Annotated in this window: 12 protein-coding genes; 7 read left to right on the top strand and 5 right to left on the bottom strand. The window is 71.5% G+C overall.

The features are described 5' to 3' along the window. The first annotated feature begins 26 nt into the window (after positions 1 to 26). Positions 27 to 992, top strand: coding sequence for a bifunctional riboflavin kinase/FAD synthetase (locus tag FHS38_RS33310; protein WP_184740076.1), 966 nt, complete (start codon positions 27 to 29; stop codon positions 990 to 992). An 85-nt stretch (positions 993 to 1,077) separates the two neighbouring features. Here the strand turns inward: FHS38_RS33310 and FHS38_RS33315 are convergent, their stop codons facing one another. From FHS38_RS33315 to eccE, 3 genes are all read right to left on the bottom strand, one after another. Next, positions 1,078 to 3,972: an SCO5717 family growth-regulating ATPase gene (locus tag FHS38_RS33315; RefSeq protein ID WP_229822907.1), complete on the bottom strand. Its 2,895-nt coding sequence runs from the start codon at positions 3,970 to 3,972 to the stop codon at positions 1,078 to 1,080. A 356-nt stretch (positions 3,973 to 4,328) separates the two neighbouring features. After that, the gene (locus FHS38_RS33320; RefSeq protein ID WP_184740078.1) at positions 4,329 to 5,081 is read right to left on the bottom strand and encodes a hypothetical protein; all 753 of its coding nucleotides are present in this window, start codon (positions 5,079 to 5,081) and stop codon (positions 4,329 to 4,331) included. Beyond that, positions 5,081 to 6,418: a type VII secretion protein EccE gene (eccE, locus tag FHS38_RS33325; protein ID WP_184740080.1), complete on the bottom strand. Its 1,338-nt coding sequence runs from the start codon at positions 6,416 to 6,418 to the stop codon at positions 5,081 to 5,083. Before eccE ends, FHS38_RS33320 begins: the two co-directional genes overlap by 1 nt. Before the next feature lie 195 nt (positions 6,419 to 6,613). Here eccE and eccB point away from each other — a divergent pair, with 195 nt between their 5' ends. The 6 genes from eccB to FHS38_RS33355 all read left to right on the top strand — a co-directional run bounded on the left by eccB (position 6,614) and on the right by FHS38_RS33355 (position 13,325). Continuing rightward, positions 6,614 to 8,215: a type VII secretion protein EccB gene (eccB, locus tag FHS38_RS33330; RefSeq protein WP_184740082.1), complete on the top strand. Its 1,602-nt coding sequence runs from the start codon at positions 6,614 to 6,616 to the stop codon at positions 8,213 to 8,215. A 4-nt stretch (positions 8,216 to 8,219) separates the two neighbouring features. After that, on the top strand, positions 8,220 to 9,530 hold the full coding sequence (gene mycP / locus FHS38_RS33335; protein WP_184740084.1) for a type VII secretion-associated serine protease mycosin: 1,311 nt from the start codon (positions 8,220 to 8,222) through the stop codon (positions 9,528 to 9,530). Between the two features lie 23 nt (positions 9,531 to 9,553). Beyond that, positions 9,554 to 11,017, top strand: a complete 1,464-nt coding sequence (locus tag FHS38_RS33340; protein WP_184740086.1) for an outer membrane protein assembly factor BamB family protein — start codon at positions 9,554 to 9,556, stop codon at positions 11,015 to 11,017. 55 nt (positions 11,018 to 11,072) lie between these two features. Further along, the gene (locus FHS38_RS33345) at positions 11,073 to 12,542 is read left to right on the top strand and encodes an outer membrane protein assembly factor BamB family protein (protein WP_184740088.1); all 1,470 of its coding nucleotides are present in this window, start codon (positions 11,073 to 11,075) and stop codon (positions 12,540 to 12,542) included. A 133-nt stretch (positions 12,543 to 12,675) separates the two neighbouring features. Next, positions 12,676 to 13,014: a WXG100 family type VII secretion target gene (locus FHS38_RS33350; protein ID WP_184740090.1), complete on the top strand. Its 339-nt coding sequence runs from the start codon at positions 12,676 to 12,678 to the stop codon at positions 13,012 to 13,014. A gap of 35 nt (positions 13,015 to 13,049) precedes the next feature. After that, positions 13,050 to 13,325 carry a WXG100 family type VII secretion target gene (locus tag FHS38_RS33355; RefSeq protein WP_184740092.1) on the top strand — a complete coding sequence of 92 codons (276 nt, stop codon included), beginning with the start codon at positions 13,050 to 13,052 and terminating at the stop codon, positions 13,323 to 13,325. Positions 13,326 to 13,404: 79 nt separating this feature from the next. Here the strand turns inward: FHS38_RS33355 and FHS38_RS33360 are convergent, their stop codons facing one another. Next, the gene (locus tag FHS38_RS33360; RefSeq protein WP_184740094.1) at positions 13,405 to 13,641 is read right to left on the bottom strand and encodes a DUF397 domain-containing protein; all 237 of its coding nucleotides are present in this window, start codon (positions 13,639 to 13,641) and stop codon (positions 13,405 to 13,407) included. Further along, positions 13,634 to 14,320: a hypothetical protein gene (locus tag FHS38_RS33365; RefSeq protein ID WP_184740096.1), complete on the bottom strand. Its 687-nt coding sequence runs from the start codon at positions 14,318 to 14,320 to the stop codon at positions 13,634 to 13,636. Before FHS38_RS33365 ends, FHS38_RS33360 begins: the two co-directional genes overlap by 8 nt. Between the last annotated feature and the right edge of the window lie 2 nt (positions 14,321 to 14,322).

A 14,322-nucleotide genomic window follows, 5' to 3' on the forward strand; every position in this document is an offset into this window, starting at 1 on the left:
TCGGGTTCGGGCGAGGAGCGGGCACAGTGCAGCGCTGGCGTGGCTTGGAGGACATCCCCCAGGACTGGGGGCGCAGCGTCGTCACCATCGGCTCGTACGACGGCGTGCACCGCGGGCATCAGCTGATCATCGGCCGTGCGGTGGAGCGGGCGCGCGAGCTGGGCGTGCCCTCGGTCGTGGTGACCTTCGACCCGCACCCCAGCGAGGTCGTGCGCCCGGGCAGCCACCCGCCGCTGCTGGCCCCGCACCACCGGCGCGCGGAGCTGATGGCCGAGCTCGGTGTGGACGCGGTGCTGATCCTGCCGTTCACGGCGGAGTTCTCGAAGCTCTCGCCCGCCGACTTCGTGGTGAAGGTGCTCGTCGACAAGCTGCACGCGCGGCTCGTCGTCGAAGGCCCGAACTTCCGCTTCGGCCACCGCGCGGCCGGCGACGTCGGCCTCCTGAAGGAGCTCGGCGGCACCTACGACTACGACGTCGAGGTCATCGACCTGTATGTGACCGGCGAGGCGGGCGGCGGACTGCCGTTCTCCTCCACCCTGACCCGGCGCCTGGTCGCCGAGGGGGACGTGGCGGGTGCCATGGAGATCCTCGGCCGCCCGCACCGCGTCGAGGGCGTCGTGGTGCGCGGCGCGCAGCGCGGCCGCGAGCTGGGCTTCCCGACCGCCAACGTGGAGACGCTGCCGCACACCGCGATCCCGGCGGACGGGGTCTACGCGGGCTGGCTGACCGTCGGCGACGAGGCGATGCCCGCGGCCATCTCGGTCGGTACGAACGTGCAGTTCGACGCCACCGAGCGGACGGTGGAGGCCTACGCCATCGACCGGGTCGACCTCGATCTGTACGGGATGCACGCGGCTGTGGACTTCCTCGCCTACCTGCGCGGGATGGAGAAGTTCGAGTCCATCGAGGCGCTGCTGGACTGCATGGCGGACGACGTGAAGCGGGCACGGGAACTGGTCGCGGCCCACGAGAGCGCCGCAGCGGTCGGCTGACGACGACGCGCGTACCGCGTACGCGTGAAACGAAAGGGCCCCGGGCGGCGACTGCCGCCCGGGGCCCTTTTCGTGTCCGCGGTGGTTACTGCTGCGGGGGGTACTGCTGGGGGTAGCCGTAGTCACCCTGCTGGGGAGGCTGCTGCCAGCCGCCCGGCTGCTGGTACGGACCCGGCTGCTGGTGGGGCTGCTGAGGCTGCGGCTGCCCGCCGTACGGGTTGGGGGCCACGGGCGCGCCCTGACCGGGGTGTCCGGGCTGGCCGGGGTATCCGGACTGGCCGGGCTGGCCGGGCTCCGGCGCGTAGCCGCCCGGCATCGGCGGAGCCAGGTGCGGCGGCTGGGTGCCGCCGTTGGAGGTCCACAGGCCTTGCTGCTGCTGAGCCCGTACGAAGTCCTCGGCGACCATGGCGGACAGGTTGAAGTACGCCTCGCGGGTCTTCGGCCGCATCATGTCGAGATCGACCTCCGCGCCCGCCGCCAGGTGCTCGTCGAACGGCACGACGACGACACCGCGGCAGCGGGTCTCGAAGTGCGACACGATGTCCTCCACCTTGATCATCTTGCCGGTCTCCCGGACACCGGAGATGACCGTGATGCTGCGCGAGACGAGCTCGGCGTAGCCGTGCGCGGAGAGCCAGTCGAGGGTGGTGCTGGCGCTGCTCGCACCGTCGACGGACGGCGTCGAGATGATTATCAGCTGGTCGGCGAGGTCGAGGACGCCGCGCATCGCGCTGTAGAGCAGACCGGTGCCCGAGTCGGTGAGGATGATCGGGTACTGCTTGCCCAGGACGTCTATCGCCCGCCGGTAGTCCTCGTCGTTGAAGGTCGTGGAGACCGCCGGGTCCACGTCGTTGGCGATGATCTCCAGACCGGAGGGCGCCTGCGAGGTGTAACGGCGGATGTCCATGTAACTGTGCAGGCTCGGGATCGCCTGCACGAGGTCACGGATCGTCGCACCCGTCTCGCGGCGCACCCGGCGGCCGAGCGTGCCCGCGTCGGGGTTGGCGTCGATCGCGAGGATCTTGTCCTGGCGCTCGCTGGCGAGCGTCGAGCCGAGCGCGGTGGTGGTCGTCGTCTTGCCGACACCGCCCTTGAGGCTGATGACCGCGATGCGGTAGCAGGACAGCACCGGCGTCCGGATGAGCTCCAGCTTGCGCTGCCGCTCGGCCTCTTCCTTCTTGCCGCCGAACTTGAACCGGCTGTTGCCGCTCTGCTTCCTCGGCTTGGGCTTGTTCTTGAGCAACCGCTCCGAGGACAGCTCCACCGCCGCGGTGTAGCCGAGCGGCGCCCCGTGCACGGACCGCTGCCGCTGCTCCGGCGTCACGGCCGGCCAGCCGCCGGTCCGCGGGTCGACGGGAGCGCCGGGCTGCGCGGCGTCGGGCATGGCCCCGGGCGGCACCTGGGACGCGGCCGGAGGGAGCGCGCCGGGCGGCGCGTAGGCGGCGTGCGGTGCCTGCGGCGGCTGGTACGGACCGGGCTGCGGGGCGTACGGGCCGGGAGCGGCCGCAGGGGGCTGGTGCCCGGAGGGCGGCATACCGGGACCGGGCTCCACGGGGGGCTGCGGTACGGGCGCGGGCTGAACCGGCGCGGGCTGCCCGGGCATCGGCTGCGAAGGTGCGGGCTGCCCGGGGACGGCGGCCGGGGGCAGCGCCCCGGGCTGGTCGTACGACGACTGCGGGACGGCACCGGGGCCGTCGCCCTGCGGCCGCGGGTAGCCGTAGCCGTCCTGCGGCGCCGGCACGGGGGCGGAGGCGTCCTGCGCGTCGGGGCGCGGGTAGCCGTAACCGCCCGTGCCCGGGCCGTCCTGGCCCTCCGGGCTGTCCTGAAGGTCCAGTGGGGCGGGGAAGCCGGGGGCGGGGTCGCGCGGCGCCGGGATCGCTGCGGCGTGCGGGATCTGCGGCTCGGGCTCCGCCGAGGGGGCGGCTTCCGCGTCGGGGCGGGGGTAGCCGTAACCGCCGGTCGGAGCGGGGGAGTCGGCCTCGGGTGCCGCCGGGGGCACCTCGGCGGGAGGGGCGCTCGGCAGCGGCGGACCGGTGGGCGCGGCTGCGTCGGGCCGCGGGTAGCCGTAGCCGTCCTGGGCGGCCGGGGGCGCCGCGGGGGCCGGGGCGCTCTGAGCGTCCGGGCGCGGGTAACCGTAGCCGTCGGCCGGGGGCGCGGGCGTCTCGGCGGGTGCGCTTGGGAGCGGCGGACCGGTGGGGGCGGGGGCGTCCTGCACGTCGGGGCGCGGGTAGCCGTAACCGCCTTGCGGTGCCGTGGGATCGGTCGGGGGCGGGAACGCCTGCGGGGCCGGCTGGGCGGGCGGCGGCGTCGCGGTCGCCCCGGTGCCGGGGAACGGCACAGCGGCGTCCGGCGCCGACGGCGGCCACGTACCGGGGCTCGCGGGCGGGAAGTTCGGGGGGAGCGGCGGCAGTGAGATCTGCGGGATCGACGGCGGGTCCCACGACTGGGCCGCCGGACCGTCCGCGACACCCGGGTCGCCCGCGGTGTCCCGGTCGCCCGGAGCGTCGGAGGCCGCGGGGGCAGGGCCCTTCGGAGCCTCGTCCGTACGGTCCTCGGTCCCGTGGCCCGGCCGCGCCGCGGCGTCGGTACCCGAATCGCCCGCCTGCGCGGCGGCGTTCGGCTCGCCGGCGAGGGCCGCGATCTCGTCCCGCAGCGCGGAACTGGAGAAACGCATCGTGGCGCCGCCCGCGGCAGGGGCGTCGCCCGAAGGGGACGGCCACGACAGCGGGTCGCCCGTGGGCGGCGGAGGCGGCGTGTCACCCGCCGCGTCGGCCCCGCTCACGTCGGCGGGAACGCCGTGGGCGGCCCCGGGGCCCGGGGCGGGCGCGGCCGGGGCGGGCGACGGGTTCTGCGTATACCAGGCGGGCGGGGAGTAGTCGATGGTGAACTCGCCGGTGTGCTCGTAGTCGTGCTCGGCGTCGGACCGGTCCTCGCCGGCTGTGTCCCCTGCCGCGCGGATCTCGTTCCGATCGCTGCCCACAATTCCTCCTGCTGCTGGTTTGGTCCGGCGCCCGATGGATCCGCCTGGCGGGGCCGACCGTTCCCGTCGTCCGACTGCCCGGGTCCCCCGTGGGTGACGCGACAGGCCCGGCGTCGGGTTCTCCCGTGCGTACGCACACCAAGACTAATCGTCATCCGTACCGCTACGGCAGGCCCGCCCCCGACCCATCAGTCGCCCCCGCCGTCACCTGCCCGTCCGCGCCCGACCCGGTGCCCCGGCCGCTTCTCCGGCATACGGGCGCACGCCCACGCGGAACGTACGGACGGCGGTCGCTTCCTGACATGTCCCGCTATCTGCCGTCTGTTTCACGGGGATTCGGCACCCGGATCCGTTCCTCAGTCCATCCGGCGCTCGGCACCCAGCAACCCCGCCTCGGCCTCGGTCGGTCGCGTGGCGACATACATCCGCGACCGGGAATTGCACCAGAGGGTGACGCCGTCCGGGAGCGTGGACAGCGCTTCCACGTCGCTCTGCGGCAGTCCCATGATGCGGCCGGCCTGCCGTGCCTCCTCCGGCGAGACCCGCTGGACGCCGACGAGGTCGGCGCTCTCCATCAGCCGCGCGGCGACGGGACTCAGATAGGGGAGCAGGGTCAGCACGGACTGCCAGGGGGCGGAGCCGACGCGTCCACGAGGCGGTCGCGCACCGCAGTCACGGACGACGAGCACCGGGCTGTGCACCGAGGGGCCCTGCGGCGGCATCCGGCCCACGTCGTGCAGGGTGACGCACTGCTGCCCGCTGTTGGCGGCCTGCGCGAGCGCCGTCCACAACGGCCGGCGTCCGGTCTCGACGGCGACGCGGGCACCGGTGGCGACGGCACGCACGGCGACGACCTGCGCCGTCCACGCCCCGCCCACCAGGACCACGTCGAAGGGGCTGGGGCGGCCGAGGCCGAGGACCGCGGGAGCGCCCTGGGCGTCGGAGCCGATGACGACACCGTCGTCGCCCACCGGCAGGGCCAGCGACTCGAACTCCTCCGCCGACAGCTCGTGCCGCCCGCGCCGGGGTCCGAGCAGCCCGAACCCGAAACGCGGCCGACGGGCCGCGGGCGCCGGGGCCGACGGGGGCAGGGGCGAAACGGGGTTCATCAACGGGTCCCTCCCAGCGGCAGTGTGGCGAGGACGCCGGGCACCTGCTCGCGGTCCAATCGGACCAGCCCGACCTTCACGGCCCGCGCGGCCCGCTCCATCTCCCGCCCGAGCGCCGTCAGTTCATCGGCGCTGCGCCCGGTGATCCGCACGTGCCCCGTCACCGTCGGCGCGTGCCGCCCGCCCCGGGTACGCCCACGGCCCAGGGTCAGGCTCAGCGTCGTCGCCGGCGCGGGCAGTGAGGTGAGCAGCGCGGCCAGCTGCGGCAGGGGAGTCGCCCCCGGGCCCAACCGGGGCCAGCGGCCCACCCAGTACGTGCTGTGCCACCGGTCGTCGCAGCGCCAGGCGCGTGCGGTCTCTGCGGTCCGGCGCGCGGCCGTCCCCGTGCGCCCCGCCTGGGCCGTGGCCATCGGATTGACGCTCGCGGCCGTGGCGATCGCGGCCGTCAGCTCCTCCTCCGACAGCACCGCCGCCGTGAAGCCGGCCCCGTGCAGCCGGCTCGCCAGCTGGTCCGCCGCCCGCAGCACACAGCGCCGCGCGCCCTCCGCGCCGCCACCGCGCGCGGCGACGGCCTCCGGGCACAGCTCCGGGTCGAACTTCAGCGCCACCCAGGTCAGCCGCACGGCGGGGGAGCCGGTCAGCGCCTGCAACGGCGCGTAGCTCCGGGCGGTCAACGCCTGGGCGGGCAGGTGCGGTGCGGGGGACGGCAGCGTGCTCTGCACGACCTGCACGGACTCCAGCCGGATGCCGTCGACGTCCATCGCGTCCCGCAACAGCGCGAGCGGCAGCGCCTTCTCCGTGCGGTGCGCGCGCAGCGGGGCGTCCACGGCCTCGATCCGCAGCACCGCCGTCAGGAACGTCCCGTCCCCGACCAGACCCACCACGCGCCGCTCACGGGCGGCGAAGCCCTCGGTACGCAGCGCCGGTTCGCACTCCACGACCGGCGCGAGCCCGGGATCCGTCCCCGGGGCCGCGGGCTCCGCCGCGCGCCGCACGCGCCGCCGCAGTGCGAATCCCGTGGTCAGCCAGTCCACGATGGGCCGGTGTCCCCGGCGCAGCACCGCGAGGAGCACCAGCGCCGCGGCACCTGCCGCCGCCGGCACCAGCGCCGCCCGGCCGACGACCCACCCGACGAGCACGAGGGCCGCCGCCACCTCGATGAGCACCAACTGCCGCAACAGCGACGGCCCGGGCGACCCGGGCCCCGAAGCGGGCCGCGGGAGCACCGCCCCCGAACCCGCCGGAGCGGTGGCGGAGTCCGGCCGGGGCCCCGGGCCGGCCGACCCGGGCCGGCCCGCCGTGCCTCCCGCCGCCCGTACGCGCGTCGCGGCAGCCATCCCCGTCAAAGCCCCCTCGTATATCCCGAAATGCACCGGCAATACCCGCGTTGAAATCGTCTGCCGCCCCTGGCGAGGCAGATCCCCGACGTCGCGCTTCCCTCGCCTACGGGCATAGTAGAGGGTCGGTACGACACCGGGACCGAGGGCGGCGCCCGTCAACCGAAGCCGAATACTGGGGAGAAACGGCGCAACATGGCATCACGGCGGGATGAACTCAACGCCTACACTTTCGCGAAGAAACGGACAGTTGCCGCCTTTCTGCAACCCTCGCCCAGCGGAACGGAAGAAGGAGCGCCGCGCCCGCTGCGCACCGTGCTCCCCGGCATCGTCGTCGGCGCCCTGCTCGTGGCGGGCTTCGGCGCGTGGGGCATGTTCAGGCCCACCGCCCCCAAGGGCTGGGACGCCCCCGAGGCCCACGTCATCGTCGGCAGCGAGTCCACCACCCGCTACGTCGTCCTCATGACCGACGGCAAGAAGCAGCTCCACCCGGTGCTCAATCTGGCCTCCGCCAAGCTTCTCCTGACACCCGACAAGGCCTCCGTCATCAAGGTCCGGGAATCCGAACTCGACAACGGCCATATTCCGCGCGGCCCGACTCTCGGCATTCCCTACGCGCCGGACCGTATGCCCAGTGCCGGCCAAGCGGGCAAACAGAAGCAGTGGGCGGTCTGCCAACAGCCGGGCGGCAACGGGAAAACCACTCAAAAGGCGGTTTTCCTTTTCTCGGACCGTGACCCGAAGGGGAAGCGGCTGAACGGATCGCAACGGCTGCGGGGCGGCCAGGCCCTGTACGTCCAAGGGCCGGACGACGCCCGCTATCTCATCGACCCCAAGGGCACCAAATACCTCATCGGCGGCCCCGACTGGCGAAGCGCCGACACCGCCGACCGCAACCTGCTGCTCCGTTCCCTCTTCCGCGACGGCGCCCGTCCCCAGCGCGTCACCAAGGACTGGCTCGGCACGTTCGACGAAGGCACGCCCATCACCTTCCCCAAGGTGCGCGGCGCCATCGGCGAACCGGCCGGCGTGCCCACCCTCAGCACCCGGGCCAACCGCGTCGGCACGATCCTCCGGGCCCCGGCCGGCACCGGCACCCAGCACTACGTCGTCCTGCCCGGCAAGGTCGCCCGTGTCTCGGAGTTCGTCGCCAAGCTGCTGCTCAGCAGCAAGGCACTGGCCTCCGTCGGCCAGGCCGGCGCCCCCGAGCGGGTCAGCGCCGCCGACTTCACCCCCGACGCCGAGGAGTTCTACGGCACCTCCCGCTGGCCCGACCAGGTCCCGCGCCAGGCCAACTCCGTCGGCTCCACGGCAGGCGGCGCCGCCAACGACACCGTGTGCAGCCTGTTCGGCGGCATGAGCGCCAAGGGCACCCTCGACCTGGGTACCTGGGCGGGCACCGACTACCCCGCCACCATCCCCGACGGCGCCACCAGCGCGTACGTCACCCCCGGCTCCGGCCTCCTCTACCGCCAGGTCACCGGACGCCAGACCAGGAGCGGTGCGGTCTTCCTCGTCGCCGACACCGGGCTGCGCTACGCCGTGCAGTCCAACAACGACAGCGCCAAGGACACATCGCGGATCGGCCGGAACCCCACCCCGACACCAGGGACGGCCGAGGAGGCGGACTCCGCCGAAGCCGCCCCCGCGCCCGGCCGGCAGCAGTCCGACGAGGCCCGGACCAGACTCGGGTACCGGGACGTCGACCCCGTCCCGGTGCCCGCGAACTGGTCCGCCTTCCTGCCGACCGGACCGCGCCTGGACTCCAACAGCGCCAAGCAGCCACAGGGTTCGTAGCCTGATGAAGACCACACCCATGACCGCGACCCTGCTGGCGGCCCTCCTCGTGACGGCCTCGAGCGGGGCCGCGGGCCCGATGTCCTCCGCCGATTCCGCCCCCGGCCCGGCCGGTACGGCCTCCCCGACCCTGTCGGGAAGCGGCCAGTGCACGTACCCCGCGAAGCCCATCAAGGGCACTCCGTGGTCACTGCAACGCATACTCCTCGACCAGCTCTGGCAGCACACCAAGGGCAAGGACACCCACGGCCGGCCGGTGCGCGTCGCCGTCATCGACACCGGCGTGGACAATCACAACCCCCAGCTCAAGGACGCCGTGGACGTCGGCAGCGGCGCCGACCTGCTCGCGGAGGGCAAGGGCGGTGACCAGGGCAAGGGCCGGGCCGAAAGCGCGGACAAGGGCGGGCGCCGGGGCGAGAGCCAGGGCCCTACCGTCGACGCCGTCGGCCACGGCACCAAGGTCGCCGGCATCATCGCCGCCCGGCCGTCCCCCGCCAGCGGGTTCGTCGGCATCGCCCCGGAGTCGGTCATCATCCCGATCCGGCAGAACGACGACAAGGGCAGCGGCACCTCCCGGACCCTCGCCGTGGGCATCAAGAAGGCCGTGGACGAGGGCGCCCGCGTCATCAACATCTCCCAGGACACCACCAGCCCGCTGAACCCCGACTCCGACCTCGAGCTGGCCGTCAAGGCGGCCCTCGCCCGCGACGTCGTCGTGATCGCCTCGGCGGGCAACGACGGGCAGGACGGCAAGTCCAAGGCCACCTACCCGGCCGCCTACCCGGGTGTGCTCGCCGTCGGCGCCTCCGACCGCAACAACGAACGCGCCCCCTTCTCCCAGTCCGGCGAATTCATCGGCGTCGCCGCACCCGGCGTCGAGATGGTCTCCACCGTCCCCGGCGGCGGCCAGTGCGTCGACAACGGCACCAGCTTCTCCGCGCCCTACGTGGCCGGAGTCGCCGCCCTCATCCGGGCCAAACACCCCGACTGGCGGCAGCACCAGGTGGTGGCGCAGATCGAGCAGACCGCCGAACGCGCCGCCGACGCCCGCGACCGGCACATCGGCTGGGGAGTGGTCGACCCGGTCCGCGCCCTCACCGAGGACGAGCGCCCCATCGACCGCGTCACCTCCCACCAAGGTCCCGCCCGCACCGTCGCGGCCCCACAGCCCGCAGCCCTGCCGCTGGGGGAGACACCCCAGGAACGTAAGGTGCGGCTCGCGACGTACGCCCTGGGCGGCACGGCCGTCCTGATCGCCGTGATCGCGGGCTCGGCCATGGTCGTAAGAGACCGCAAGCGCCGCCACTCGCACTAGGCGGCACCGGCACGAAGGAACCCATGACTCAGCCACTTCCCCCACACGACGCGCAGAGCCCGACGCAGTCCTGGGGCACCGTCCCCGGCCAAGGCCCCGGGGCGGCAACACAGGGCTTCGGCCCGGCGCCGCAGCCGTTCGGCGCGCCACCGACCGGAGACGGTGGTCCACCACCGGGCGGCTCCCGCACCGGCGGGCGCCGCAAGGGCCTCCTCATCGCGCTCGCGGTGCTGCTCGTCGCCGGAGCGGGCACGGGCGGCTGGCTGCTCTGGGGCAAGGGCGACCAGAAGGCGGCGCCCAAGCCGAAGCCCACGCGATCCGTCGACGCGAAGCTCGACTGGATGGTCCCCATGCCCTCCCCGGACAAGGACCACGCCGACCGGGTGGCCCCGCTGTGGTTCGCCAAGGGCAACGTCGTGATGAACACGAAGAAGACGGTGACCGCCTACAGCGTCGCCACCGGCAAGCCCAGCTGGACCGTCCCCGTCCCGGGGTTCGCCTGCACGCGCTCGCCCGATCCCGACGGCGGCGTCGCGGTGATCGTCTACGGCAAGGCGGAGTTCGAGTGCGACAAGCTGATGGCCGTCGACATCGAGCGCGGCCGCCAGCTGTGGACGAAGGACATGGTCAACGCGCAGGGCAACAAGGACATGCGCGGCAACGCCAACATCGCCATCAGCCACGGCCTCGTCAACGTTGCCGAGGTGGGTGAGGCCTTGGTCTACGACGCCAAGAGCGGAGCGAAGCGCAAGGCCAAGAACTACGGCTGCATGGAGCGCGGCACGGCCGTCAAGGGCGACCGGCAGCTCACGCTCGCCCAGTGCGAGATCTTCGGGCGGCAGTTCGTGATGAACGTGGACCCGAAGACCGGCGTGGAGAAGTGGACCTGGAAGGTCATGGACGGCATCGAGGTGCACAACGTCCTCTCCGCCGACCCTCCGGTGCTGGCGGTGGGCCGGGAGAACGACAACTCGCCCTCGGACATCGTGACGCTGGACGGCAAGGGCCGGCTGAAGGCCCTGATATCCATCTCGGCGGGCCCGTACCACTTCGAGGAGTGCCGAAAGGGAGTGCTGAAGTCCTGCGACAGGGCGGTGACCGACGACAAGACGGTCTACCTCTCCACCCTCAGCGACGAAACGAACCAGGACGGGGTGAGCGTCACCGCCATCGTCGCGATCGACCTGGCCACGGGCAAGAAGCGCTGGACCGCCCCCCTCGGCGCCAACCGCGCCAACCGGCCCGTCGCCATGCACGACGGACGCCTGCTCGTCTATCAGATGGCCACCAAGGACGAGGGCGGCAAGCTGCTCTCCCTCGACCCCGCCGACGGCACCCCCACCGTCTACATGAAGCTGCCGCAGGAGTCCGCCGAGCGGGAGTACTCGCTCGCCCGCCGCGGGACCGCCTACTTCCGTGACGACCACCTCTATCTGGTCCCGGAAGAGGGCATGAGCGACCCCTCGATGATCATGTCGTTCCACTGACCCGCCCCTGTCAGCCCCGCCGAGCCACCAGAACGAGAACGCAGGAGTCCAGTCAGTGACGCAACCACCGAGCTACGGCTATCCGCACCAGCCGCCATCGGCGCCGCTGCCCCCGGTGACGCAGCCTCCCACCATGCCGTCCTTCCACCCGCCGACCCTCCACTCCGGCCCCTCCGCACCGGCCCCCCGCAGCGGTCCGCCCGCCTGGCGCAAACCGGCCCTCATAGGCCTGGTGCTCGCCGTCCTGCTCGCCGCGGGCGGCTGGGCGCTGTGGGCGTTCACCGGTGACGACGCGTCCGGGTCGAAGGAACCGGCCGCCACCGCGAAGGGTCCCGCCGCGGGACGGGTCGCGTGGATGGCCGAGGCCCGCACCAAGCCGGACAAGGACAACAGGGAGGCCCTGGGTACCTGGTTCACCTCCTCGCTCGTCGTCAAGGCCGAGCCGGACATGGTCACCGCCTACGACATCAAGACCGGCGCGAAGAAGTGGTCCTTCCTCCTCCAGGGCCCGCTCTGCTCGGCCTCCCGGGAGTCCGAGGGGAACGTCGCCGTCATCGCCGCCAAGTTCGGCAGCGTCTGTACGCACCTGATGGCCGTCGATCTGCGGAGCGGCAAGCGGATCTGGGAGGAGCTGCTCGTCCCGGAGAAGGACGCGGGCGATTCCCTCACCCCCGGCAAGTGGGCCAAGGCCAACCTCGAACTCGCCCTCCACGACGGCCACGTCTACGCGATCTGGGGCAACGGGGAGCAGACGCGACGCCTCAAGGACGGCAAGCGCGTCGAGGAGGAGAAGCGCGACAGCTGCGAAATGGTCGACTCCGCGGGTGGCAAGGACCGGCTGATCGCCATCACCTATTGCGGATCGGACACCATCAAGATCCGCTCGATCAACCCCAAGAAGCTGGAGAAGTCGCGGTGGAGCCGGACCATCAAACGCAATGACGGCTTCCTCTCCATCATCTCCACCGATCCGCTGGTCGTCTCCCAGGCCCCCGGCAACGGTGGCCAGGACAACCTGTACGACTTCGTCGTGCTGGACCCGGAGAACGGAAAGGAAAAGGCCCGCGTCGCCTACAACACCCTCTGGGAGCGGGGTAATTGCTTCCTCGCCACGTCCGGCTGCACCGGGGCGTTGGTGGACAAGGACTCCCTCTACGTCGCCGCCCGCGGCGCGACCATGGCCTACGACCTGTCCAACGGCAAGGAGCGCTGGACCTTCAAGGCCGACGCCAACCGGCTGACCACGCCCGTGTCCGTCCGCAAGGGCAGGCTCGCCGCCTACACCTTCGCCACCCCGGACCGCCCCGGCCGGATCTCCTACGTCGCCACCTCCAGCGGCAAGGCGGAACGCACCGTCGACCACACGGGCACGTCGGCGGACCTGAAGAACGAATCCGTCATGGCGAAATCCGAGGGCTTCCCCCGCCTGGTGAACGACCGCCTGCTCCTCGTCAACGACGGTGGGTTCGGGGCCGAGGACAGCGGAATGGTCCTCGCGATCAGCGCGCCGGACGACTCCCGGTGAGTACGGCTACTCAGATCCGCTGAGTATCACAACTCAGTGACTACTCAAATGAGTTGGAGGTGTCACCGCATGTGACTAGAGTGATGCGGTGGCACGGCCAACGGGGCGAATCCCAACAAGGAGACGGTGACGCATGTCCGGCAAGCTCAGTACGCATGATGAGAAGCTCAAGAAGGCCGTGGGCGACCTCGACGAGGTCAAGACCATGCTGGGCGACACCATCCGCAACCTGACCACCGTCGTGGACGGCATCAGCTCCCACTGGCGAAGCGACGCCCAGGTTCAGTACGCCGAGCTGCAGCGGCGGGTGAACGACGACGTCCGCAAGCTCAACGAGTACCTGGACTTCACCCGCGAAGCGCTTCAGGCGAGCCGTGACGGGTTCAACCAGAACGAAGCCGACCGTCTGAACAGCTTCAAGATCGACGGCGGCGGCAGCGACGTGCTGTCGCGCTTCAACGTCACTTCGTAGCACTCGCCCACGACGCAGCAGGACAGGGAGTTTCGATGGAAATCACGTACGAGGGCGTCATCAACGCCTCCGAGTCGGTGAAGAAGTCCGCCACGACGATGGCGCAGCGCCTCGGGGACCTCCAGTCGCAGGTCAAGAACGTCGTCGACGACTGGGACGGTGAGGCCAAGGAGGCCTTCTACGCCCGCCAGCGCGGCTGGGACGCCACGGCGCAGGACCTCACCCAGACCCTCCAGAAGATCGGCGACCTCCTCCGCGAGGCCACCCACAGCTACCAGGCCGTCGACAAGAAGAACGCGGGCCGGTTCTAGCGACCTGATGCCCATCTGATGCCGACCTGATGCGGGGCGTGCCGGGAGGACCACCGTCCGGGCACGCCCCATCGGCGTATCAGGGCTTGAGATCGAACTCGCCGTCCCGCGCCCCGAGCACGAACGCGCGCCACTCGCCCTCGGTATACCGCAACACGGTCTCCGGATCGGCGGACGACCGCATGGCCACGGCCCCGTTGGCCAGATACGCGATCTCCACGCGCTCGTCGGCTTCGTCCTCACCGGGGGCGCTGAGCCACTCGGCGTCGGAGATGTCCATGGCGTACAGCTCGGCTTTTTCTCGTTCGTCAGCCATTTTTTGGGCTCCTTTGCGGATCACTTATCTTGTGGAACGTTTCGGGGAGGTTGGCGGTGTCGAGGCAGTTGAGCTGCCGGGCGATTTTCCGCGCGGCGGCGTTGAGGATGGTGATACGGGCGCTTCGGCCTGCTTGGCCTGTGAGTTTGGTGTTGGTGGTCCATAGCCCTGCGCGCAGGACTTTTCTGTCCCGCGCAGATTCGCTGTTTGAGCAGTGGAAATAAATGACCGCGCTATCGTTGTAGGCTTCTCCGCGTGCGCCGAGCGAGTAGAGGGTTAGTTCCCCCGACTTGATTTTCCTGGTCGTCTCCGGATGGGGTCGCGTCACTGTGGCGCTACTCCACCAGAAATAGACGGATAGGATCATGCTCTTTTCTCTGCTTTTGCCGATGTCGACGATGAGGCGGCAGAGCTCCCGTTCCTTCCCTCCTTCGGGCACTTCCTCCAGCCTGCGTAGCTGGGAAGAGAATGGTTCGACGGCCTCGCTTCTGTATTCGCTGAATCCCTCCAGCCCGGTGAGTTTTTCGAGCTGCCCTGCCGCTTCTCCTTGGAGTAGTGAGTAGCACGCTTTGGATGCCGGTAGCGTCGATTTCTCTGAAGTAGCGCCGTTGTCTCCAGTGCAAGACACGCAGGCCAGCGCCACTAACGTACAGAGTGTCGTATTTCTTGGTGTGCCCACTC

It is taken from the genome of Streptomyces netropsis (assembly GCF_014203545.1).
In the GTDB taxonomy this organism is placed as follows: domain Bacteria; phylum Actinomycetota; class Actinomycetes; order Streptomycetales; family Streptomycetaceae; genus Streptomyces; species Streptomyces netropsis.

Coding starts and splice junctions, on each gene's coding strand:
- FHS38_RS33320 (WP_184740078.1), bottom strand. CDS start 5,081: ATGAACCCCGTTTCGCCCCTGCCCCCGTCGGCCCCGGCGCCCGCGGCC.
- eccE (WP_184740080.1), bottom strand. CDS start 6,418: ATGGCTGCCGCGACGCGCGTACGGGCGGCGGGAGGCACGGCGGGCCGG.
- eccB (WP_184740082.1), top strand. CDS start 6,614: ATGGCATCACGGCGGGATGAACTCAACGCCTACACTTTCGCGAAGAAA.
- mycP (WP_184740084.1), top strand. CDS start 8,220: ATGAAGACCACACCCATGACCGCGACCCTGCTGGCGGCCCTCCTCGTG.
- FHS38_RS33340 (WP_184740086.1), top strand. CDS start 9,554: ATGACTCAGCCACTTCCCCCACACGACGCGCAGAGCCCGACGCAGTCC.
- FHS38_RS33350 (WP_184740090.1), top strand. CDS start 12,676: ATGTCCGGCAAGCTCAGTACGCATGATGAGAAGCTCAAGAAGGCCGTG.
- FHS38_RS33355 (WP_184740092.1), top strand. CDS start 13,050: ATGGAAATCACGTACGAGGGCGTCATCAACGCCTCCGAGTCGGTGAAG.
- FHS38_RS33360 (WP_184740094.1), bottom strand. CDS start 13,641: ATGGCTGACGAACGAGAAAAAGCCGAGCTGTACGCCATGGACATCTCC.